The following is a 21289-nucleotide window of genomic DNA, read 5'->3' as shown; positions in this document are numbered from 1 at the left end:
GCGTCAGCTTGCGTGAACTGCTGCCCTCCGCCGCCGCGTTCCCGGCGGCGGCAGGCAGCTTCCGAACGACCGGTCAGAGCCGCGGTACGGCCCCGTGACCGGGTACGGCGAAAACAGGCGGATGGTGAGTCGGCCTGGGGCGCGGCACTGGCGTTGCCGCCAGATTCAGACTGTCTTCACCGTGCCACCGTCGATGACGTAATCCGCACCTGTGATGTTGCCGGCGGCGTCAGAGACAAGAAGTGCGATCAAGGCCGCCAGTGCCGAGGAAGCCGATGGGCTCCACGTGGGACAGGAGAGGCGGTCATGGGCCTGTTTCTCACGAGCAACGCGTTCACATCCCGGGCTGTGTTCGAACAGTTCTTGGGTGTGTCAACGCGTACTCGTGGTAGCTGAAAGCGCTGCTCGATACGGGCGCTAGGTCGGGGGGACCAGCGACGCCCGTCGGTCGCCCCGACGCACACGGGCGCCATCGCGGTCGTGTACAGCAGACGCCTGGCAGCGGTTGTAGTTGTATAGGAATCGCTGCTGTTCAGCCAGAGATCGGGAAGGTCCCATGATGTCTCGCCCGGCCTGTGGATCAGCAGGAGACGTTCTGCCTCGTCCTGGGCGACGAGATGCGCGACGCGGGACATCCGCGGACGTGATATCCGCTGAAAGCGTGTCATCCCGGGGGTTGGGTCAGCCTGCACCGACAATGCCCTACCGTCGGCTAGGCCGAAACGGCTAGGTGCTTAGAAGGCACCTGCTCTATTCCTCGGTGTCAACGGGTGAACCTGCCGACAGGGAGCTCCTTTGTGACGCTGCAGCCGTGGCGGTTCGCCGACGGCAGACGCATCGAGTCGGCAACGGACTGGAACAGGGCGGCGAAGCAAGCAAACCTAGAACAGCCCGGAGAAGCGCGGTGATGCCCTGCTGTTTCTGCGAGCACCTATACGTTGGGCAGGCGGGGCAACATAGCCGACGATCGCCGGTTAGCCAAACCGGTGATTCCGCGGATCATTGAATCTGTCGCGCGGTTCTCCGTGTGGCTCATTGAGATACTTCCCCGAGGAGTTCGGAGTTCATACCTGTGCCTGTCGACGTCATGGACGAAGAATGGCTGCTTTCCGCAGAGCAGATTCGTTCGTTGCTCAAGGCGATCCGTGGAAAAACGGGTGGCCATCACTCGGTGTACCCTTTCATACGCACCGTCGCCGAGCAGGCTCTGCGTCCGAGTGAGGCTCGCGCTTTGCGGGTGAGTGACGTGGTTCTCTCGGAGGGTGGCGAGACAAGCTTGACGGCCCGCCATAAGGGGGCTGAGCGGAAGGTTCCCCTTCGGCCGCAGTTCGTTGGGTTCCTGCGCGAGTGGATAGACGAGGGCGGCCTTCAGGAAGACGAACTGCTGTTTCCGGGCAAGCATGACCGCCCGCTCACGGCTTCCGTGTACATGCGGATCTGGGAGCAGGCTCAGGAAGCCGCTCTGCCGCGGGACGAGCGGTACTGGTGGCGCCTGGGGGAGCCCATCGCCATTCTTCGCGAGTCGCGCCTGGTGATGTGGCTGAAGATGGGCACCTCACCGGTCACGGTTGCCGAGTGGGGTGGCGTGAGCCCGAAGTGGCTTGCGCTGCGTTATCCGTACTGCTTCCGCACGGAGGAGGCCGAAGTCGGCTCGGAGCACCTGACGCAGGTGACAGCGCTCCCGGGCTCGCTCCACTTGTGATCCCCGGCCTGGGCTCTGGCTGACGGCCAGAGCCCAGGCGCCACTCAGCTCATCCTTTTCCGCGTCGGTGGTTCTCACTCCGATACGACGTCATGTGACCAGTGTCCGCCTGGTCGAAGTCGCGCGGAGAGGCGGTCCCGCTGCCCTTGACGGGGCTGGTTGCCCGCCTTGGCCCGCCGGTGACCCGGCTGCCGACTCGCTGGGCGCCAATCCACTTCACCGCAAGGTCTCCTTCATGCCTGCACGCTTGCTGTCCGTCCCCGCCGTCGCCGCCGCCCTGGACGTCGACCGCCGCACCGTCTATCGCTTCATCGCGGCCGGCGACCTGCCTGTCATCGACCTCCGTACCGGACCAGGCCCGTCCCGCGTACGGATCCCAGCAGCCAGCCTCGATGAGTTCATCAGCCGCCGCACCGTCGCAAAGCCAGCAGCCCACCACTGACCCCAGTCCTCGCCGTCTGCGTCAACATCGAACATGGAGTAGAGCCTGTATCTCCGAAAGCTGAAGTCCGGCAAGTGACAGGCGACCGTACGCAACCGGGCCGGGGACCGGTTCAGTGAAACCTTTCCCCTCAAGGCGCAGGCGCGCTTGGGGCACCGAGATGGAGACGCAGTTCACCCGCGGGGCTCTTCGAGATCCTCGGGTCGGTGAAATGTCATTCCGCGAATGGCACGACCGCTGGTGGAACGCCCGCATCGTCGAGCCATACACCCTGCGCGGTGACGCCTCCAGTATCAAGAACCACGTTCTGCCCTACTGGGCCGACTGGGAGATGCGGGCCATCACCCGCATGGACATCCAAAGCTGGATCCGTACCCTGGCCGAGAACAGCACGGGGGCGGCCGCGATCCAGCGGGCCTACAACCTGATGTCGTCCATCATGCGTGCAGCTGTCGACGACGACGCGATAGCAGTGAGCCCGTGCCGCAGAATCGATCTGCCCCAGATCGCGGTCAAGCCGCCCCAGTGGTTCACCCTCGACCAGGCGCAGAGCATCCTCGACGAACTTCCTGCCCCCTGGAAAATGATGTGCCTGCTCGGCTTCTACACCGGCCTGCGCTGGGGCGAACTCTCCGGGCTGCACCGCCACCGCATCGACCAGCGCCGCTCACGCCTGTTCGTGGTGGAGGCCAATACCAAAAGCGGCATCAAGGAGTACCCCAAGAGCTCCAGGAGCCGACGGGAAGTCCCGCTGCCGCCCCATGTCCTGGAGGTCCTCGCCCGCTTCATCCACCGCCTCGACCGGGACGCGCTGGTGTTCACCACCATCACCAAGGGCCGTGCCGGACGCCGCTTCGACGACGGCAACCGGCGGGCCGGTGCCGAAGTAGGAGTGCCGGTCGCGTTCCTGCTGCGGGGTGAGCTGATCGACCACGATGAACGGAAGTTCCATGGGGGCCTCTCGCTGTGATCCGAACGCCAGGCTCCGGAACCGCAGCCCCGGGGCGTCATCACCACGGCACCACAGCCACCGCGGCGCGCGAAGCCGGTGACGCGCGGCGACCGGCGGCTGACGCCGCGGCGTCGTCCCCGGCGTGCCGACCGGCGAAACACCGGCGAACCGGCCGGCGTTGTTCCGGCTGGGCGGCGGGCTGCGTACGCTCGGAAGGTTCGGTCGGTAGCACGGCGGAAAGGGCCCGAGGATGGGACAGGCCGGGAAGCGGTTGCCCAACGCATTCCTGAGCCACTTCATGGAACGGGCCCAGCTCTCCAACGCCCAGCTCGCCCAGGCGGTGACCGCGGGGGCGCGGGCCGCAGGGCACCGGACATCAATCCGGACGAGAGCCGGGTACGGCGCTGGCGCGGCGGGGAATGCCCGCGCGAGCCCGTGCCGCAGATCATCGCCCAGGTGCTCGGCGCCCGGCTGGCCCTGCCGCTCACTCCGGCAGACGTGGGCCTGCCGGGACCACTCCAGCCGCCCGGCCACGGCACCGACCTTCCGTGGCAGCACACCGCCACCATCGCCGCCATCGCCCACCTGACCCGGAGTGACCTGATGCTGCCGCACACCCGCACCAGCGACGACGCCGCTCAGATCCGCGCCGCCGACGCCCTCCTGGAGCCGCTGCGCCGCTGGCCGTCCGCCAAACCCACCAGCCTGCCGAACGCGCCGCGCACCGGCCGGCTGGGCACCGCACAGGTCGAATCGATCGAGACACTGACCGCCGCCTTCCGGGACGCGGACAACCGGCACGGCGGCGTGCTCTCCCGCCGGGCGGTCGTGGCCCAGATGAGCGAGATCAACGACCTGCTCGCCACCGCCTCCTACACCGAAGCCACCGGGCGCCGCCTCTTCCGCGCCGTCGCCGACCTGGGCAGCGTCGCCAGCTGGATGAGCTTCGACGCCGGAGCACACGTCAGCGCACAGCGCCTGTTCGTCACCGCGGTGCACGCCGCCAGCGAAGGCGGAGACCGGCAGCTCGGCGCGCACATCCTCCAGTGCATGGCCCGGCAGATGTCCCACCTGGGGCATGTCGAGGACGCCCTCGAACTCATCGCCCTGGCCCAGTACGGGGCACGCCGGCACGTCAGCCCCGGCACCCGCGCGGTCCTCGCCGCGCTGCACTCGCGGTTCAGTGCCAGTGCGGCGACTTGGAGGAGAGCCAGCGGGCGGCCCAGGAAGCCGAAGACGCCTTCACCCGCATCCGTCCCGGTGACGAGCCGCCGCACACCGCGTTCTTCGATGAGGCGGAACTGTCGGCCACGCTCGGCGTCGCCCACCAGATCGCTGCCAAGCAGACCCCCGGTCACCAGCGCGCCCGCCGCGCCGAGCAGTCTCTGACGCTGCTGACGAACGCCCTGCGGCTGCGGCCCGCCGGCCGCGTACGCTCCCGCGCGTTCGACCACATCGGCCTCGCCCGCACCCACCTGGCCGTCGGAGAACTGGCCGGGGCCTGCCAGGAGGCCACCACTGCCCTCACCATCGCCGAGGGCCTGCACAGCACCCGCATCGCCGACCGGCTCAGCGAACTCCATGAGGAGACCGAGCCGCACGCGAGCAGCAGCGACATCAGCGCCCTTCGCGAGCGCCTGGAAAACGCGGTCACCACCGCACGGTGAACGAAGCACTGGAAGCTGAGTGAGACGGACTGCTGCACGTGTGCCACCGAGGAGGCATCGCTGTGCTGGTCTCGCCCGCAACGCGGTGCTGATCAGCGCCCGCACGTCTGTGAGGGCGTAGGTGCCGCGCCTTTGTGCTTTCCGCTCGCACCGCGCGGGCTATCGGCCAGCCTATTCGCCCACGGCAGACGAGAAAGAACTGCAAAGGACTGGAACCTGCTCCAGGGCTATGTGAACGTATAACACCCCCGGAGGAACAGGGCTCAACAACAGCTCGCCGGGCGACAAGTGAGGAGTCTGTTCTGTCGACCTGGCACTCTCCGACCTGTTCGGATGACTCTCCCAGCTGCCTGCGCTCTGAAGGCAAGTGACGCGAGGACCACGACTGGGTTGGCCGGACGGGGCAACGACACTATGGGCCTCGGATGCCGTCGCAAGACGGGTCCGCTGGTCGAAGAGAAGGCGGAAATCCGGCACTTGAGAAACCTGCTGGGTGTAGCCGCCGACGGTGGGTGAGAGCGCCTCTCGGCGGCGAAGGAATGCAACATAGCCGACGATCCCCGGTTAGGGAAGCCGGGGATCGTCCGGACACTCAAAGCAGTCCGCAACTGGCTGCGCTTAGCAGTGGAGCCAGACGGACGCGAACAACGTCGAGTCCCAAAGCCTCGGCGTCGCTGCCCGCCGTCCTCCCAGCGCTTGAAAGCCTCTGTGACTGCAAACTCATTGTCTTCCCCGCCCGCTGCCGTTTCCGTCCTCGGTCCGACAGGTGCCGCACAAAGAGCGTTCCTGAACCTCAAGGAAGCGGCAGAGTACCTCGGTCTGTCGCCGAACACGCTCTATGTGTGGCGACACCGTCGGCAAGGGCCGCCGAGCTTTCGTATGGGCGCCCGTGGTCGTGTGATGTATCGATTGGAAGCGCTTGACGCCTGGGTCAGAGAACAAGAGCTGGCCGACTCGCGCTCCAACACTTCACTGAGCCCCGTGAGTGCACCGCCAGCGTCGCGTCCCAGCGGCGCAACCGGAACATGACACATGTACACCCTCTTCTTTGGTTGCATCGAGGAATTTTTTGGCTGGGTACGTAGAAGACCGCTGGATCAAGAAAAAGAAGGACCCTGTCACCGGGAAGAGGGAGCGCACCAGCCGTTACGGCAAGGGCTCCCGTTACAGGGTCTCGGGGATTCCGGGAGTGCGGGACAGGTCGTTCGAAACGCTGGAGGACGCGAAGGCGTGGCTTCGGCGATCCAGCACCGATCAAGAGCGTGGGGAGTTCGTTGACCCCCGTGACGGATCGATTCTGCTTGCGGACTACGTGCAGCGCTTCTGGTTCCCCGGCATGTCTGGCTCTGTCAAGACCCGGCAGAACCAGAGCAGGAAGGTGTTGCTTCATGTCCTCCCGTACCTGGGTGAAGTTCCGCTGAGGGATGTGACCGCTGCTCGGCTTCGCGCCTACATCGCCGATCTCGAGAAAGCCTGTTCGCCGCAGTACGCGCGAGGGATCCTCGGCGCCCTGTCCAACATCTTCGAGACGGCCATCGACGACAAGCGATTGATCCGCAACCCCATGCGGGCAAAATCGGTTCGCTGGCCCAAAGCTGACGATGTGAGACGCGAAGCATGGCCCATGGAAACGGCTCGCCAGATGCGGGACACCATAAGCGACCGTTACCGGATAACGGTGGTTCTCGGCGTAGGGTGCGGTCTGCGGCAGGGCGAGGTGTTCGGGCTGAGTCCCGATGACATCGACTATGAAAAAGGCGTCCTCTATGTGAGGAGGCAAGTTCAGACGTTTTGCGGGCGCCTCTACTTCGCCCTCCCGAAGGGCGGTAAGACGCGTGTTGCGGACATGCCTTCCTCTGTCGCCTGTGAGCTGAGGGAACATTCGAGGAAGTATCCAGCGGTGGAGGTGGAGCTGCCATGGGGTGAACCTGGTAAGCCGACGAGGACGGTTTCGCTGCTGCTCACGACCAGGTTCGGCAATGCCATCGCGGTGAACACGTACAACACCTACGTGTGGAAGCCCGCGCTGGCGCGCGTCGGGATCATCCCTCCGCGGCCTGCGGGTGCGAAGCCGTGGCAGTGGAAGGCTGCGCACCGGGACGGCTTTCATGTGCTGAGGCATACCTACGCGTCGGTCGTGCTTGAGGCCGGCGAGTCGGTGGTGACCTTGGCCAGGTGGCTGGGCCACTCGTCCTCGGTGATCACGCTGAGTCACTATGCTCACTTCATGCCGGAGGCCGGCGGGCGGGGGCGTAGGGCTATCGACGGGCTGCTCGGTGCCCCGGCGGAAGCTGTGGTTGACGATTGAAACTCCCCAAATTCTCCCCACGCCCCTTCGCGGGCCTCCTTGGGTGAAGGCGGCGACCGGAGGGGATTCGATGCGCCCGCACCGATATGATTGCATCGAAACCGGCGTGCGACCTCACCCGCACGTCGCTGACCTGCGACGAAGCCCAGGAAGTAGCCTGATCCGCATGTTGTCCGAAGTCATCGCGACCCGCTACGTCACGCCCTTGCGTGAGGGCGGGTCGCTTCCGGGGATCGTCGAGGCCGACGATCTCGGTACGTACGTCATGAAGTTCACCGGGGCGGGGCAGGGGCGCAAGACCCTGGTTGCCGAGGTCATCTGTGGGGAGCTGGGGCGGCGGCTCGGGCTGCGGGTGCCGGAGCTGGTGCGGATGCAGCTGGATCCGGTGATCGGGATGGGCGAGCCCGACCAGGAGGTGCAGGAGCTGCTGAAGGCCAGTGGCGGTCTGAACCTGGGGATGGACTATCTGCCGGGGTCGCTCGGGTTCGACCCGTTGGCCTTCGAGGTGTCCGCGCGCGAGGCGGGCCGGGTGGTGTGGTTCGACGCGCTGATCAACAACGTGGACCGTTCGTGGCGCAACCCCAATCTGCTGGTCTGGCACGGGGAGCTGTGGCTGATCGACCACGGTGCCACGATGATCTGGCAGCACAACTGGCCCACTGCTGAGAAGTCGGCGGCCAAGCCGTACGACGCCTCCGACCATGTGCTGGCGAGCTTCGGGCCGGACATCGAGGCCGCGGCGGCCGAGCTCGCGCCGCGGGTCACCGAGGAGCTGCTGACCGAGGTCGCGGCCGCGGTGCCGGACGAGTGGCTGGTGGGCGAGCCGGGGTTCGGGTCGCCGGACGAGCTGCGCGGTGCGTATGTACGGGCCCTGCTGGGTCGCGCCCCGGTGATCGGTGAGCGGATCGGTATCGGGGAACCCACGAAGGACGGGCCCTCGCGGGTGCCGGGCTGGCTGGCGACCGAGTTGCCGCGGAGGACAGTGAAGTGAGCGGCCTGCACAACGAACGTGACGTGTTCGAGTACGCCCTGCTCAAGGTCGTACCGCGGGTCGAACGCGGCGAGATGATCAACGCGGGCGTGGTGGTGTACTGCCGCGCCCGGCACTTCGTGGAAGCGCGTACGTACCTGGACGAGGGGCGGCTGCGGGCGCTCGACGCGACGGCCGACGTCGAGGGCGTCAAGGCGGCGCTGCGGGCCGTCGAGGGGATCTGCGTGGGCGGTGAGCGGGCCGGGCAGGCCGCGGGGGACGACGCGGGGCGGCGCTTCCGGTGGCTGATCGCGCCGCGCAGCACCGTCGTCCAGCCCGGCCCGGTGCACACCGGGCTGACCGTGGACCCCACCGTGGAGGCGGAGCGGCTGCTCGGCCTGCTGGTGCGGTGAGCGGGGGGCGGCCGCCGGTCCGTGAGGTGCCGGCGGCCGCCCTGAAGTGCGCGGGCGTGCGGGGGAGGCGTTGACAGGGGGTGGCCGGGCTTCTAGCGTCAGCCCTGCTGAAGCTACTAAGCGGTTGCTCACCTGTGGTTGCGGTGCGGCGGACCGCTCGTCGAGGTTTCGAGGGTGAGGAGAACCCCGCATGTCCACCACCGAGCAGCGCGTGGCCATCGTGACGGGCGCGGCCCGTGGCATCGGCGCGGCCACCGCCGTACGCCTGGCCGCCGAGGGCCGCGCCGTCGCCGTCCTCGACCTGGACGAGGCGGCCTGCAAGGACACCGTCGAGAAGATCACCGCGGCCGGCGGCAGGGCACTGGCCGTCGGCTGCGACGTCTCCGACGCGGAGCAGGTGGAGGCGGCGGTCGCGCGGGTCGCCGCGGAGCTGGGCGCGCCGACCGTCCTCGTCAACAACGCGGGGGTGCTCCGGGACAACCTGCTGTTCAAGATGAGCGACAGCGACTGGGACACGGTCATGAACGTGCACCTGCGGGGCGCGTTCCTGATGTCGCGCGCCTGCCAGAAGCACATGGTCGACGCCAAGTTCGGCCGGATCGTCAACCTCTCCTCCAGCTCGGCGCTCGGCAACCGCGGACAGGTCAACTACTCGGCCGCCAAGGCCGGCCTCCAGGGCTTCACCAAGACCCTCGCCATCGAACTCGGCAAGTTCGGCGTCACCGCCAACGCCGTCGCGCCCGGATTCATCGTCACCGACATGACCGCCGCCACCGCCGAGCGCGTCGGCATGGGCTTCGAGGACTTCCAAGCCGCGGCCGCCACCCAGATCCCCGTCCAGCGCGTCGGCCGGCCCGAGGACGTCGCCAACGCCATCGCCTTCTTCACGGGCGACGCGGCCGGCTTCGTCTCCGGCCAGGTCATGTACGTGGCCGGCGGCCCGCTCAACTGACGCCGGAGGCCAGGAACATGACCGCACAGGACAAGCAGCTGCCCCCGCTCTCCGGCAAGGCGGCACTGGTCACCGGCGCCAGCCGGGGCATCGGGTACGGCATCGCGCAGGCGCTCGTCGCGCGCGGTGACAAGGTGTGCATCACCGGCCGCAACGAGGACGCCCTCAAGGAGGCCGTCGAGACGCTGGGCGCCGACCGGGTCATCGGCGTCGCGGGCAAGGCGCACGACGAGGCTCACCAGGGCGTCGCCGTCGAGCGCGCCATGGAGGCGTTCGGCCGCGTCGACTACCTGGTCAACAACGCCGGTACGAACCCGGTGTTCGGCCCGATCGCGGACCTCGACCTGAACGTCGCCCGCAAGGTCTTCGAGACCAATGTCGTCTCCGCGCTGGGCTTCGCGCAGCGCACCTGGCACGCGTGGCAGAAGGACAACGGCGGCGCGATCGTCAACATCGCCTCCATCGCCGGCGTCTCCGCCTCGCCCTTCATCGGCGCGTACGGCATGAGCAAGGCCGCGATGATCAACCTGACGTTCCAGCTGGCGCACGAGTTCGCGCCGGCGGTTCGGGTCAACTCCATCGCCCCGGCGGTGGTCAAGACCAAGTTCGCGGCCGCGCTGTACGAGAACCGCGAGGAGGAGGCCGCGTCGGGCTACCCGATGGGACGCCTCGGTGTCCCGGAGGACATCGGGGGCGCGGCGGCCTTCCTGCTGTCCGACGCCGCCGGCTGGATCACGGGGCAGACGCTTCAGGTCGACGGCGGGCTGTTCCTCAACGCGGGCGTCTGAGCGGATGCCCGACGTGGGGGTCTGAGCGGTTCCTGGACGTGGGCGTTTGAGTGGTTCCTCGTCACGGGTGTCTGAGCGGTTGCTCGTCACGGGTGTCTGTGGAGACGGGCGCCGGGGGCGTACGCGGGCGTCGCGTCGAGGCGGCGGGTGCCGGTGCGTACGCCCGCGTGCGGACGCACCGGACGGGGCTTGCGTTCGTGTGCGCTCCAACAGGCAGGGTCTGTGGTGCCGGTCCGGAGCGGACCGGCACCACGTCCGTTCCGGCGCCCCTGCCCGGCCAGGCACGGGGCCCGCGACGCATCCCGCGAAGGAGACCCACCATGCGTTACCGAAGACTCGGCGGCGGCCAGGGCCCCACAGTCAGTGCCGTCTGCCTCGGGACGCTCCCGTTCGGTACCACCGTCGACGAGGAGACGTCGTACGCCGTCCTCGACCGCTTCGCCGAAGCGGGCGGCACCTTCGTGGACACCGCCGACAATTACGCCTGCTGGGTGCCGGGCGCGACCGGCGACGAGAGTGAGCTGCTGCTCGGGCGCTGGCTGCGCAGCCGGGGCGCCCGGGACCGCACGGTGCTGGCCACCAAGGTCGGTGCCCGTCCCGATCCGTCCCGCGGTCCCGAGTGGCCCGCCAATCTGGCGGGGCTGGGTGAGAAGGCCGTACGGGCCGGCATCGACGGCAGTCTGCGGCGGCTCGGCACCGACCGGGTGGACCTGTATTACGCGCACGTCGAGGACCGGGGCGTGCCGCTGGAGGAGACCGTCGGAGCGCTCGCTGACCTGGTGCGGGACGGCAGCGTGGGCGTCCTCGGGGCCAGCAACCACGCCACCTGGCGGCTCGCCGAGGCCCGCCGCATCGCCGGCGCGCGGGACCTGCCCGGTTTCCGCGCCGTACAGCAGCGGTACACGTATCTGCGGCCCCGGCCCGGCGCGGAGCCCGGCCTCCAGCGGGAGACCGACGAGGAACTGCTCGACTACGCCGCCGCGCACGACGACCTGACGCTGCTGGGCTACTCGACGCTGATGCACGGCGGATACGCGCGGCCGGGGAAGCCGCTGCCGGAACGGTACGACCACCCTGGGTCGGCGGCGCGGATGCGGGTCGTCCACGAGGTCGCGGCGGAGGCCGGGGCCACCGTGAACCAGGTGGTGCTGGCCTGGCTGATGGGCGGCCGGGTGCCGGTCGTACCCGTCCTCGGTGTGAGTTCCGTGACACAGCTGGACGAGTGCCTGGCGGCGCTCGACCTGCAACTGGACGCGGCACAGCGGGCGCGGCTCGACACGGCGTGAGCGGGCGGGGGGCGGGCGGCGGCCGGGCCGTCGGCGGGCGTGCGGGCGTTGTCAGTGGTCGCCGGTAAGTTCATGGCCGAGAACGGATCGCACACCGGAGGTTGTTCAGTGATGACCGACATGCTGCCCGAGTCCTGGCGCGGCGTCCTCGGAGAGGAGCTGGAGAAGCCCTACTTCAAGGAGCTCACCGAGTTCGTCGAGCAGGAGCGGGCGAAGGGGCCGGTCTACCCGCCCCGCGAGGAGGTCTTCGCGGCCCTCGACGCCACCCCGTACGACCAGGTCAAGGTGCTGATCCTGGGGCAGGACCCGTATCACGGCGAGGGCCAGGGGCACGGCCTGTGCTTCTCCGTGCGGCCCGGCGTCAAGACGCCGCCGTCGCTGCGCAACATCTACAAGGAGATGAAGGAGGAGCTGGGTCACCCGGTGCCGGACAACGGGTACTTGATGCCCTGGGCCCGCCAGGGCGTGCTGCTGCTGAACGCGGTGCTGACGGTGCGCGCGGGCGAGGCCAACTCCCACAAGGGCAAGGGCTGGGAGAAGTTCACCGACGCGGTGATAAAGGCGGTGGCCTCCCGGCCGGACCCGGCGGTGTTCGTGCTCTGGGGCAACTACGCGAAGAAGAAGCTGCCGCTGATCGACACCGAGCGGCACGCGGTCGTGGAGGGCGCGCACCCCTCCCCGCTGTCCGCGAAGAAGTTCTTCGGCTCCCAGCCCTTCACCCGGATAAACGAGGCCGTCGCCGCGCAGGGCCACACCCCGATCGACTGGCGCATTCCCGACCTGGGCTGAGCCCGCAGGAGACACGGCGTGCCGCGCACACCGCGCGGTGCGGTCCGCTGCCGGTTAGCGTCGGGGGAGGCAGGCCGTACGGGCGGCGGACGAGCGCGGGAGTGTGCGGCGGTGGACGATCAGCGTGCGAAGGCTGACGGTGACGTCGTCCTGACCCGCATCGGGCAGGCGGTCATGCTGCACCGGGGCGGCGACCGGGAAGAGGCCCGCAACCGTCTCGGGCAGCTGTGGGCCGAGGTCGGCCCGGACGGCGACCCGTTCCAGCGCTGCACGCTCGCGCACTACCTCGCCGACACGCAGGACGACCCGGCCGATGAACTGGGCTGGGACCTCACCGCGCTGGAAACGGCGCGCGAGGCGGGAACGGCAGGACGGGGGCAGGGACAGGGGCGGGAGTGGAAAGAGGGGCAGGAGCGGGAAGAGGGGCAGGAGCGGAAGGGGGAGCGGGTTCAGGGCCGGGAGCGGTGGTCAACGGCGCGCGGCTGCGGCTCGGCGCTGGCGGCGTTGCTGCCGTCCCTCCATCTGAGCCTCGCCGCCGACTACGCCGCCCTGAACCGCCCCGCCGAGGCCCGCGCCGAGCTCGACCGAGCCCGGCGGACGGCGGCGGCCCTGGCCGACGACGAGTACGGCCGGGGGGTACGGCGGGGGATCGAGCGGCTGGGGGACCGGATCGCGGGCGGGGGACGCGGGCTGGACGGGGGCGGAGCTGCAGGTGGTGCGGGTCGTGGTGGCGGTGCGGACGGTAGCGGCGGCGTAGGTGGTGCGGATCGTGGTGGCGGTCCGGTCGGTAGCGGCGGCGTAGGTGGTGCGAGCCGTGGCGGTGGTCCGACTGTAGACGGAGACGGGGGCGGAGACGGAGGCGGGGGCGCAGGCAGAGACGGAGCCGGAGGCGGGGGCGCAGGCAGAGACGGAGACGGAGACGGGGGCGCAGGCGGAGACTGAGAAGGGGGCGGATACGCAGGCGGGAGCGGTGCGCGGGGTCAGTCGCCGTAGACGTGGCGGCAGATGGTGTCGGCCCGGTCGTCGTCCTGCCAGCGCCCGTAGGCCCGGGCCAGCTTGCACAGGCCGGGGGCCGGTGCGGCCGGGCGGCGGTTCTCGGCCCGCGGCCACAGCGGTCCGTACCGGCGGCCCCCGGGCGCCTCGGCCTTGCCCCGTACGCCCCGGCCTGCGCCCTTCGCCTTCTTCTTGCCCGTCGCCGCGGGTTCCGGTCGCGACCGCCGGTCTCCGGACGCCGGGGGCCGGGCGGGCGCCGACCGCTGCGCGGCGGCCCCGCGCGGTGTCGTCGGCCGCTCGCGCGCCGGGGCCTGACGGACCTCCGGGCCATTGGGCTCGACGGAGGGGGCGGGCAGCGCGGGGCGCGGCAGCAGGCTTTCGGGGGCCGGGCGGTGGGCGACGGTGACACAGCCGGTGGTGACGACCGCCGCCGTCACCATGAGGACCGCCGCTGCGGGAATACGGAACACCGGCCAACTCTGCCGACCGCCAAGCCCCTTGGGAAGTCCCCGCAGGGGTGAACGCTCCGGGCGGCGTTGACCTCGGGCCGGCCGGCAGGGGACACGGTGTGTCAGCCGTGCCCGAGCATCCCGGCGAGCAGTTCCCGCGCGCCGGCGCGGAGTTCCTGCCGGGTGGGTGGCGTGGCGTGGAACTGTCCGGCGACGCAGGAGAAGAGGACGCCGTCACACCAGGCGATCGTGTTCAGCGCGTGCCGTTCCGGGGACGCCGACCCGGCTGCCGTCAGCATCGCCACCAGCGGCCCGCGGAACTGCTGCCCGGTCCGGTCGTAGAACGTGCGCAGTTCGGGGCGGCGGGTGGCCTCCAGGGCCAGTTCGTACCGGGCGACGACCAGTTCCCGGTGGCGGGTCAGCGAACGGTGCAGGGCGAGGGCAAGGGCCTCGGCGAGCGCGTCGCCGCCGCCGCTCACCGCTTCCGGCAGTTCCGGGGGCATGAGGACGGCCGCCTCGCGCTCGGCCAGTCGCCGTACCACCGTTTCCAGCAGGGCCGCGCGGGTGCGCGCCAGGTTGGACGTGGACCCCTGCGGCAGCCCGGCGGCCTCGTCGACGGCCCGGTGGGTGAGCCCGCGCAGTCCGCGTGCGGCGAGCAGGGACAGGGCGGCGTCGGCGATGCGTACGTGGCGGGGCACGTCGGCTCCGTCGCGCGGCGCGGGGGTGTCGGTGCGGGGTGCGGCGTGACCGGTCATGGCAGGGGAGCCTATCGCTTTGACTACGGCTGTAGTAGCGTGCAACTACAGGTGTAGTCGCGCGTGTGGTCGGCAGCTGGGGCCGCGATCGCCATCGCAATCGCGATCCGATCGCAGTCCCAGGCACGGTCACAGGTGCAGACGCCGACGCCGACGCCGACCTCGACGTCGACGTGTCCAGGACACACCGGCGGGCGATCCAGGGGAGGGACTCATGCAGCAGCGCACAGCGGTCATCATCGGCGGCGGTATCGGCGGCCTCACCGCCGCCGTGGCCCTGCACCGGCAGGGATGGCAGGTCACCGTCCTGGAACGGGCTCCCGCACTGGAACCCGTCGGCGCCGGCATCGCCCTGGCACCCAACGCCCAGCGCGCGCTGGACACGATCGAGGCCGGCGACGCCGTACGGGACATGGCCGCCTGGCAGACCGAGGGGCAGCTCAGGACGCCCCGTGGCCGCCGGCTGGCCCGTACGGACAACGCAGCCTCCGTACGGCGCTTCGGCGGCCCCGTCGTGATCGTTCACCGCGCGGAGCTGATCGGCCTGCTCGCCGCGCGGCTGCCCGAGGGGGCCATACGGACCGCGGCGACCGCCGAGGTGGCCGACCCGGGTGACCCCGCGCGGCCGGACCGCCCGGCCCGGGTCCGTCTGCGCCCGCCCGCCGGGGGCCCGAGCCCCGCCGAAAGCGCTGGTCAAGGCGCCGCCCAGAGCGGCACCACGCTCACCGCCGACCTCGTCGTCGCCGCCGACGGGATCCACTCCGCCGCCCGCCGCACACTCTTTCCCGGCCACCCCGAACCCCGTTACGCCGGTTTCACCAGCTGGCGCCTCGTCGCCCCGGCCCCTCGCCGCCCGTACGCCGGGCACGAAACCTGGGGACGCGGCGAGATGTGGGGGAGCATGCCGTTGCACGGCGGCCGGGTGTACGCGTACGCCACCGCGGTGGTGCCGCCCGGGGGCCGCGCGCCCGACGGCGAACGGGCCGAGCTGCTGCGCCGCTTCGGCGGCTGGCACCACCCCGTACCCGAGATCCTCGAAGCCGCCGACCCGGCCGCCGTCCTGCGCACCGACGTCCGTACGGCGGCCCGTCCGCTGCCCGCCTGCCACCGCGGCCGGGTCGCGCTGCTCGGCGACGCGGTGCACCCGATGACCCCGAACATCGGGCAGGGCGGCTGCCAGGCCGTCGAGGACGCGGTCGTGCTCGCACACCACCTCGCGTCGGGCCGGGAGCTGCCGGCCGCCCTCGACGCGTACACGCGGGACCGGCTGCCGCGGACCACGGAGGTGGTGCGCCGGGCGGAGCGCGTGGGCCGCCTCACCACCTGGCGGTCCGTGCCGGGCGTCCTGCTGCGCGGAGCCGTCGTCGCCTGCTCGGCGCGGCTCGCGCCGGACCTCGCGCTGCGCGCTCTCGACGGCATCGCCGACTGGCGGCCACCGGGCGGCACGTATGCTTCCGGGGCGCCGGGCGAACCGCCGGCGCGCCCGGCGCGGTGACCGTACGGCATCGGCGCGGGCGGCACCATCGGCACGCCCGGCGCGCCGGTCCGCGCGGGCGGCCCGGGGCGGTGGCGCAACCCAGGGAGTATGCGTGAAGGTCGGCTGCATCGGACTCGGCGACATCGCACAGAAGGCGTATCTGCCGGTGCTCGGCGCGCAGCCCGGTGTCGAGCTGCACCTCCAGACCCGTACCCCGGCCACACTGGAGCGGGTCGCCGGAACGTATCGCCTGTCCGCCGCCCAGTGCCACACCGACCTGGACGGGCTGCTCGCCGCCGGCCTGGACGCGGCGTTCGTGCACGCGCCGACCACCGCGCACCCGGAGATCGTCTCCCGCCTCGTCGAGGCCGGGGTGCCGACCTATGTCGACAAGCCGATCGCCTACGAGCTCGCCGAGACCGAGCGCGTCGTACGGCTCGCCGAGGAGCGCGGCGTCAGCCTGGCGGTCGGCTTCAACCGCCGCTTCGCGCCGGGCTACGCGCAGTGCCTGGAGCACCCCCGCGACCTGATCCTGATGCAGAAGAACCGGGTGGGCCTGCCGGAGGACCCGCGTTCGCTGGTGCTGGACGACTTCATCCACGTGGTCGACACGCTGCGTTTCCTGGCGCCCGGCGCCGTCGACCACGTGGACGTGCGGGCGAAGGTCGAGGACGGCCTGATGCACCACGTGGTGCTGCACCTCTCCGGCGACGGCTTCAGCGCCATCGGCACCATGAACCGCCTCAGCGGTTCCGCGGAGGAGATCCTCGACGTGTCGGGCCAGGACACCAAGCGTCAGGTCGTCAACCTCGCCGAGGTCATCGACCACAAGGGACAGCCGAGCGTGCGGCGGCGCGGCGACTGGGTGCCGGTGGCCCGGCAGCGCGGCATCGAGCAGATCGTGCTCGCCTTCCTGGACGACGTACGGGCGGGCCGCCTCGTGTCGGCCGAGGACGCGCTGCGTACGCACGAGCTGTGCGAGCGGGTGATCCGCGAGGCGCTGGGGCAGGGGGCGTAGCTCCACGTTCCCCCTGGGCGAGCCCGGGCCTAGCGGTTCCCTCCCGGTCCCTGCGCGCCCCGGCGCGAACGGAGCGTACGCGCCACCGTCACCACCGCGTACGCGCCGAGCGCCAGCATCGCGCCGTACAGCGCCCAGTCGCCGAAGCGCACGTACGGGCTGGTGCCCGTCGCCAGCGGGACGTCGTACACGGCCGCCGCGCCGCGCTCGGTGCCGAGCCGGCCGCCCACCGGCTCGCCGCGCGGCCCGTACACCGCACTGACTCCGGTCAGGGTGGCGTGCGCCATCGGCCGCCAGGTCTCGGCGGCGCGCAGCGCGGCCAGTGAGGCGTGCTGGGCGGGTGCCCAGCTGTCCTGGAAGGTCGCCGTGGAGGACTGCGCGACCAGCAGCTGGGCGCCGTCGCGCACCAGCTGCCGGCTCATGTCGGGAAACGCCGACTCGAAGCAGACCAGCGGCCCCACCCGCAGCCCGCCCGCCGAGCCGACGGGCATCAGCACCTGCCGGGCGCCGCGCATCCGGTTCTGGTCGGCGGCCTTGCCCACGTGCGTGGCCCAGCCCAGTACGGAGCGGAGCGGGATGTACTCGCCGAAGGGCACCAGCCGCATCTTGTCGTAGCGGTGGCCGGTCGCGCCGTGCGGGCCGACCAGCACGGAACTCTTGTAGATGCCGGGCTGCCCGGCGTGCCGCCCGTCGACGTTCACCAGCAGGTCGGCGCCCGCCTCCCGGGAGAGCGCGGCGAGCCGCGCCGCCATGGCCGGACTGCGGGCCAGATCGCGGTTGACGCTGCTCTCGCCCCAGACCACCAGCCGGACGCCGCGCCCCGCCAGCGAGCGGGTCAGCGTCTCGCCGAGGGCCAGCCGGGCGTCGGCGCCCGCCACATCGCCCGGCTGGACGACACCGATACGGATGGTGCCCGCCGCTCGCGGCACCGGTGCCCACAGCCAGGCCGTGGTGCCGCCGGCCGCGCAGACGAGGAGACCCGCCACGGCCGGCACGCGGGCGCGCGGCAGCGCGACGAGCACCGCGAGCGCGGTGTTCACCGCCACGACGAGCAGGCTCAGCAGCCATACGCCGCCGACGGACGCGAGCCGCAGGGCGGGCGGAACCTGCCACTGGCTGGCTCCGAGCAGGCCCCAGGGCCCGCCCAAGTGCTCCCAGGACCTGACCAGTTCGGCCAGCAGCCAGCCCGACGGTACGAGGACGAGGGCCGCCGCGCACCGGCGCGCCCCCGGGGCCCCGTACAGCAGCGCCCGTACGAGCAGGCCCCAGGGCGCCCACAGCAGGCCGAGCAGCGCCGCCAGCACGAGGAGGAAGACGTGCAGGCTCGGCAGCAGCCAGTGGTGGACCGCCAGGATGAAACCGGCGCCGCCCAGCCAGCCGTCCAGCGCCGCCCGGCGGTTCGAGCAGGCCGAGCGCGCCAGCAGGATCCACGGGACGAGCGCCACGTAGGCCAGCCACCACAGGGCGGGCGCCGGGAAGGCCAGGGCGGGCAGCGCCCCGGCGACGACCGCGGCGGCGCCGCGTGCCCAGGGCGACGTGAGCGCACTCTCCCACCAGCCGGCCGACTCCCGCATGCCGTTCCCTCCGTCGGATCGCAGCACCAGTGTGCGGGCGTCGGCCGATCACGGACAGCAGGCGGGCGTGGCCTGTCAGGACCGTGCCGGGGCCAGCTGCCGCCATTTCTCGTGGACGACGACCTCGTTCAGCCGCCAGCCCTCGGCGGCGCGGCGGGCGGCGAAGACGTAGCGGCCCGCGCAGGTGTAGTTGGGTGCCGCGGCGCGGTACGCGGCCGCGCCGGGCGGCGGGTCGTGCGGGCCCGTGAGGTGCATCGGGTTGAGGTAGTCCGCCTGCACGGTGGCCGTGTCGCCGGGCGCGCCGCCGTCGCGCAGCTCGATGCCGATCCGCCGGTTGACGATCAGGTGCTGGCGTACCGGGAAGCGCCGCATCATCTCGGCGAGCCAGTCCGCGACGTCGGTGACGCTGCCCGCGATACCGCCCGCCGAGCGGTAGTCCACGCGTCCCCCGGGGACGAACAGGGCCCGGTAGGCGGCCCAGTCGCCGTCGTCCACGGCGATCGCGTAGCCGGTGACCAGGTCGTCGATGGCGAGGCGGTCCATGACAGTGGTGTGTTCCACGCGCTGGGTCATCGCCTCAGTGTTCGGCATGGAGCGGGCCGCGCCAAGGGCCGGGGCGCGCGGGCGGTACGGCCGGCGGCCCCTACCCGGAGGCGGGGGCCGCTGGTGTGCGGGTGGGGCCGGTGGTGTCTTTCGGGCGGGGCCCGCGGTGTCTTTCGGGGGGCCGCTGGTGTCTCCGGGCGGAGCCGGTGGTCAGTGCGCCGAAGCCGGCTGCCCCGCGTCGCGCGCCGCGCGTTCCGTGGAGGTCTGCGCGTGCTCGAACTGGGTGCGGTACAGCTCCTCGTACCGTCCGCCCGCCGCGAGCAGCGCCTCGTGGGTGCCGCGCTCGACGATCCGGCCGTCCTCGACCACCAGGATCAGGTCGGCGGCCCGTACGGTCGACAGGCGGTGCGCGATGACCACGGACGTACGGCCCTCCAGGGCTTCGCCCAGTGCCTCCTGGACCGCCGCTTCGGAGGTGTTGTCCAGGTGGGCGGTGGCCTCGTCCAGGATGACCACGCGCGGCCGGGCGAGCAGCAGGCGGGCGATGGTCAGCCGCTGCCGTTCACCGCCGGAGAGCCGGTAGCCGCGCTCGCCGACCACCGTGTCCAGGCCGTCGGGCAGCGAGGCGATCAGGCCGTCCAGGCGGGAGCGGCGCAGCGCGTCCCACAGTTCCTCCTCGGCCGCCTCCGGCCGGGCGAGCAGCAGGTTCTCGCGGATCGTGTCGTGGAAGAGGTGCCCGTCCTGGGTCACCATGCCGAGGGTGTCGCGGATCGAGTCGGCCGTCAGGTCGCGTACGTCCACGCCGGCCAGCCGTACCGCGCCGGTGTCCGCGTCGTACAGCCGCGGCAGCAGCTGCGCGATCGTCGACTTGCCCGCCCCCGAGGAGCCGACCAGAGCCACCATCTGGCCCGGTTCGGCACGGAAGGAGATGCCGTGCAGCACCTCGGCACCGCCCCGGGTGTCCAGGGCCGCGACCTCTTCGAGGGAGGCGAGGGAGACCTTGTCGGCGGACGGGTATCCGAAGCGTACGGAGTCGAACTCCACCGAGACCGGCCCGTCCGGCACCGTACGGGCGTCCGGCTTCTGCTCGATCAGCGGCTTCAGGTCGAGCACCTCGAAGACCCGCTCGAAGCTGACCAGCGCGCTCATCACCTCGGTGTGCGCGCCGGACAGCGCCGTCAGCGGCGCGTACAGGCGGGTCAGCAGGAGTGCCAGCGAGACGATCGCACCCGTTTCGAGGTGGCCGCGCAGCGCCAGGAAGCCGCCGAGGCCGTAGACGACGGCCAGCGCGAGGGCGGAGACCAGGGTGAGGGCGGTGACGAAGTACGTCTGGACCATGGCGGTACGGACCCCGATGTCCCGCACCCGCCGGGCCCGCGCGGCGAATTCGGCGGACTCCCGGGCCGGGCGGCCGAAGAGCTTGACGAGGGTGGCGCCCGGCGCGGAGAACCGTTCGGTCATCTGCGTGCCCATCGCCGCGTTGTGGTCGGACGCCTCCCGGCGCAGCCCGGCCAGCCGCCGGCCGACGCGGCGCGCCGGCAGCACGAACGCCGGCAGCAGCACCAGCGCGATCAGCGTGATCTGCCACGACAGGCTCAGCATCACCGCGAGGGTCAGCAGCAGCGTCACGACGTTGCCGACCACGCTGGACAGCGTGTCGCTGAACGCCCGCTGCGCGCCGATCACATCGTTGTTCAGCCGGCTGACCAGGGCGCCCGTCCGCGTACGGGTGAAGAAGGCGACCGGCATCCGCTGCACGTGGTCGTAGACCGTGGTCCGCAGGTCGAGGATCAGCCCCTCGCCCAGGCTCGCCGACAGCCACCGGGTCAGCAGGCCGAGCCCCGCCTCCGCCAGCGCGATGGCGGCGATCAGTCCGGCGAGGCCCAGGACCGTACCGGCCGCCCCGCCGCCCTCGATGGCGTCGACCACCCGGCCGGCGAGCAGCGGGGTGGCGACCGCCAGCACCGCGGTCACCGTGCTCAGCACCAGGAACCAGGTCAGTGCGCGCCGGTGCGGCCGGGCGAAGGCGACGATGCGCCGCAGGGTGGCGCGGGAGAACGGGCGCCTGTCCTGCTGCGCGTTCAGGGCACTGTGCAGCGAGTGCCAGGCGGTGACTTCCATGTCCATCGCGGTCCTCCGGAGCAGCGTGGTCGGCACGGGAACGATCGCGGGCCGTGGTGACCGGCGACATGCCAGAAGCTATGACCTCAA

20 protein-coding genes and 1 pseudogene are annotated in these 21289 nt (G+C 71.2%); 15 read left to right on the top strand and 6 right to left on the bottom strand.

What is annotated here, in order from left to right:
* Positions 1–165: 165 nt before the first annotated feature.
* Positions 166–261 (bottom strand): annotated as a pseudogene (locus tag AB0L45_RS08170) (3-oxoacyl-ACP reductase); the annotation flags it as partial.
* Positions 262–1072: 811 nt separating this feature from the next.
* Here AB0L45_RS08170 and AB0L45_RS08165 point away from each other — a divergent pair.
* The 13 genes from AB0L45_RS08165 to AB0L45_RS08105 all read left to right on the top strand — a co-directional run bounded on the left by AB0L45_RS08165 (position 1073) and on the right by AB0L45_RS08105 (position 13211).
* Entirely contained in the window at positions 1073–1702 is a 630-nt protein-coding gene (locus tag AB0L45_RS08165) for a tyrosine-type recombinase/integrase (RefSeq protein ID WP_154806426.1), read from the top strand.
* 235 nt (positions 1703–1937) lie between these two features.
* Entirely contained in the window at positions 1938–2144 is a 207-nt protein-coding gene (locus AB0L45_RS08160) for a helix-turn-helix domain-containing protein (RefSeq protein WP_125048485.1), read from the top strand.
* Between the two features lie 211 nt (positions 2145–2355).
* Positions 2356–3114 carry a tyrosine-type recombinase/integrase gene (locus AB0L45_RS08155; RefSeq protein WP_244955486.1) on the top strand — a complete coding sequence of 253 codons (759 nt, stop codon included), beginning with the start codon at positions 2356–2358 and terminating at the stop codon, positions 3112–3114.
* Positions 3115–3531: 417 nt separating this feature from the next.
* Positions 3532–4485 (top strand): hypothetical protein, encoded by a 954-nt coding sequence (locus AB0L45_RS08150; RefSeq protein WP_365837354.1) that lies wholly within the window; start codon positions 3532–3534, stop codon positions 4483–4485.
* A gap of 902 nt (positions 4486–5387) precedes the next feature.
* Positions 5388–5792 (top strand): helix-turn-helix domain-containing protein, encoded by a 405-nt coding sequence (locus AB0L45_RS08145; RefSeq protein WP_324607449.1) that lies wholly within the window; start codon positions 5388–5390, stop codon positions 5790–5792.
* Between the two features lie 40 nt (positions 5793–5832).
* Complete coding sequence (locus tag AB0L45_RS08140) at positions 5833–7071, top strand: site-specific integrase (RefSeq protein WP_174856506.1); 1239 nt, start codon at positions 5833–5835, stop codon at positions 7069–7071.
* Between the two features lie 166 nt (positions 7072–7237).
* Positions 7238–8062: a HipA family kinase gene (locus tag AB0L45_RS08135; protein ID WP_365837352.1), complete on the top strand. Its 825-nt coding sequence runs from the start codon at positions 7238–7240 to the stop codon at positions 8060–8062.
* Complete coding sequence (locus AB0L45_RS08130) at positions 8059–8454, top strand: DUF3037 domain-containing protein (protein WP_365837350.1); 396 nt, start codon at positions 8059–8061, stop codon at positions 8452–8454. Before AB0L45_RS08135 ends, AB0L45_RS08130 begins: the two co-directional genes overlap by 4 nt.
* A 190-nt stretch (positions 8455–8644) precedes the next feature.
* The gene (fabG, locus tag AB0L45_RS08125; protein WP_365837348.1) at positions 8645–9406 is read left to right on the top strand and encodes a 3-oxoacyl-ACP reductase FabG; all 762 of its coding nucleotides are present in this window, start codon (positions 8645–8647) and stop codon (positions 9404–9406) included.
* A gap of 17 nt (positions 9407–9423) precedes the next feature.
* Positions 9424–10194 (top strand): SDR family oxidoreductase, encoded by a 771-nt coding sequence (locus AB0L45_RS08120; protein WP_365837346.1) that lies wholly within the window; start codon positions 9424–9426, stop codon positions 10192–10194.
* 320 nt (positions 10195–10514) lie between these two features.
* Positions 10515–11480, top strand: a complete 966-nt coding sequence (locus tag AB0L45_RS08115; RefSeq protein ID WP_365837344.1) for an aldo/keto reductase — start codon at positions 10515–10517, stop codon at positions 11478–11480.
* A 111-nt stretch (positions 11481–11591) separates the two neighbouring features.
* A complete protein-coding gene (locus AB0L45_RS08110; RefSeq protein ID WP_365837342.1) occupies positions 11592–12269 on the top strand; it encodes a uracil-DNA glycosylase in 678 nt (225 codons plus the stop codon).
* Positions 12270–12380: 111 nt separating this feature from the next.
* A complete protein-coding gene (locus AB0L45_RS08105; protein WP_365837340.1) occupies positions 12381–13211 on the top strand; it encodes a hypothetical protein in 831 nt (276 codons plus the stop codon).
* A gap of 38 nt (positions 13212–13249) precedes the next feature.
* Here AB0L45_RS08105 and AB0L45_RS08100 read toward each other — a convergent pair whose 3' ends face one another.
* Both AB0L45_RS08100 and AB0L45_RS08095 read right to left on the bottom strand, forming a co-directional pair.
* Positions 13250–13732, bottom strand: coding sequence for a hypothetical protein (locus tag AB0L45_RS08100; protein ID WP_365837338.1), 483 nt, complete (start codon positions 13730–13732; stop codon positions 13250–13252).
* A 101-nt stretch (positions 13733–13833) separates the two neighbouring features.
* Positions 13834–14466: a TetR/AcrR family transcriptional regulator gene (locus AB0L45_RS08095; protein ID WP_365837336.1), complete on the bottom strand. Its 633-nt coding sequence runs from the start codon at positions 14464–14466 to the stop codon at positions 13834–13836.
* 214 nt (positions 14467–14680) lie between these two features.
* Here AB0L45_RS08095 and AB0L45_RS08090 point away from each other — a divergent pair, with 214 nt between their 5' ends.
* Together AB0L45_RS08090 and AB0L45_RS08085 are read left to right on the top strand one after the other, a co-directional pair.
* Positions 14681–15961: an FAD-dependent monooxygenase gene (locus tag AB0L45_RS08090; protein ID WP_365837334.1), complete on the top strand. Its 1281-nt coding sequence runs from the start codon at positions 14681–14683 to the stop codon at positions 15959–15961.
* A gap of 94 nt (positions 15962–16055) precedes the next feature.
* Positions 16056–16961: a Gfo/Idh/MocA family oxidoreductase gene (locus AB0L45_RS08085; RefSeq protein WP_365837332.1), complete on the top strand. Its 906-nt coding sequence runs from the start codon at positions 16056–16058 to the stop codon at positions 16959–16961.
* Positions 16962–16990: 29 nt separating this feature from the next.
* Here AB0L45_RS08085 and lnt read toward each other — a convergent pair whose 3' ends face one another.
* From lnt to AB0L45_RS08070, 3 genes are all read right to left on the bottom strand, one after another.
* Entirely contained in the window at positions 16991–18535 is a 1545-nt protein-coding gene (gene lnt / locus AB0L45_RS08080) for an apolipoprotein N-acyltransferase (protein ID WP_365837330.1), read from the bottom strand.
* A 75-nt stretch (positions 18536–18610) separates the two neighbouring features.
* Positions 18611–19108, bottom strand: a complete 498-nt coding sequence (locus tag AB0L45_RS08075; RefSeq protein WP_365837328.1) for a nuclear transport factor 2 family protein — start codon at positions 19106–19108, stop codon at positions 18611–18613.
* Between the two features lie 180 nt (positions 19109–19288).
* A complete protein-coding gene (locus tag AB0L45_RS08070) occupies positions 19289–21205 on the bottom strand; it encodes an ABC transporter ATP-binding protein (RefSeq protein ID WP_365837326.1) in 1917 nt (638 codons plus the stop codon).
* Positions 21206–21289 lie beyond the last annotated feature (84 nt).

The organism is Streptomyces sp. NPDC052496 (assembly GCF_040679095.1).
Classification (GTDB): Bacteria; Actinomycetota; Actinomycetes; order Streptomycetales; family Streptomycetaceae; genus Streptomyces.
The sequence above is the reverse complement of the archived record's forward strand: the minus strand, read 5'-3'. Positions and strand labels throughout refer to the sequence as shown.

Bases quoted from the DNA above. Each gene is read 5' to 3' on its own strand.
- AB0L45_RS08115 (WP_365837344.1), top strand. From the start codon at position 10,515: ATGCGTTACCGAAGACTCGGCGGCGGCCAGGGCCCCACAGTCAGTGCC.
- AB0L45_RS08110 (WP_365837342.1), top strand. From the start codon at position 11,592: ATGACCGACATGCTGCCCGAGTCCTGGCGCGGCGTCCTCGGAGAGGAG.
- AB0L45_RS08160 (WP_125048485.1), top strand. From the start codon at position 1,938: ATGCCTGCACGCTTGCTGTCCGTCCCCGCCGTCGCCGCCGCCCTGGAC.
- fabG (WP_365837348.1), top strand. From the start codon at position 8,645: ATGTCCACCACCGAGCAGCGCGTGGCCATCGTGACGGGCGCGGCCCGT.
- AB0L45_RS08155 (WP_244955486.1), top strand. From the start codon at position 2,356: ATGTCATTCCGCGAATGGCACGACCGCTGGTGGAACGCCCGCATCGTC.
- lnt (WP_365837330.1), bottom strand. From the start codon at position 18,535: ATGCGGGAGTCGGCCGGCTGGTGGGAGAGTGCGCTCACGTCGCCCTGG.
- AB0L45_RS08135 (WP_365837352.1), top strand. From the start codon at position 7,238: ATGTTGTCCGAAGTCATCGCGACCCGCTACGTCACGCCCTTGCGTGAG.
- AB0L45_RS08075 (WP_365837328.1), bottom strand. From the start codon at position 19,108: ATGACCCAGCGCGTGGAACACACCACTGTCATGGACCGCCTCGCCATC.
- AB0L45_RS08095 (WP_365837336.1), bottom strand. From the start codon at position 14,466: ATGACCGGTCACGCCGCACCCCGCACCGACACCCCCGCGCCGCGCGAC.
- AB0L45_RS08120 (WP_365837346.1), top strand. From the start codon at position 9,424: ATGACCGCACAGGACAAGCAGCTGCCCCCGCTCTCCGGCAAGGCGGCA.
- AB0L45_RS08070 (WP_365837326.1), bottom strand. From the start codon at position 21,205: ATGGACATGGAAGTCACCGCCTGGCACTCGCTGCACAGTGCCCTGAAC.
- AB0L45_RS08090 (WP_365837334.1), top strand. From the start codon at position 14,681: ATGCAGCAGCGCACAGCGGTCATCATCGGCGGCGGTATCGGCGGCCTC.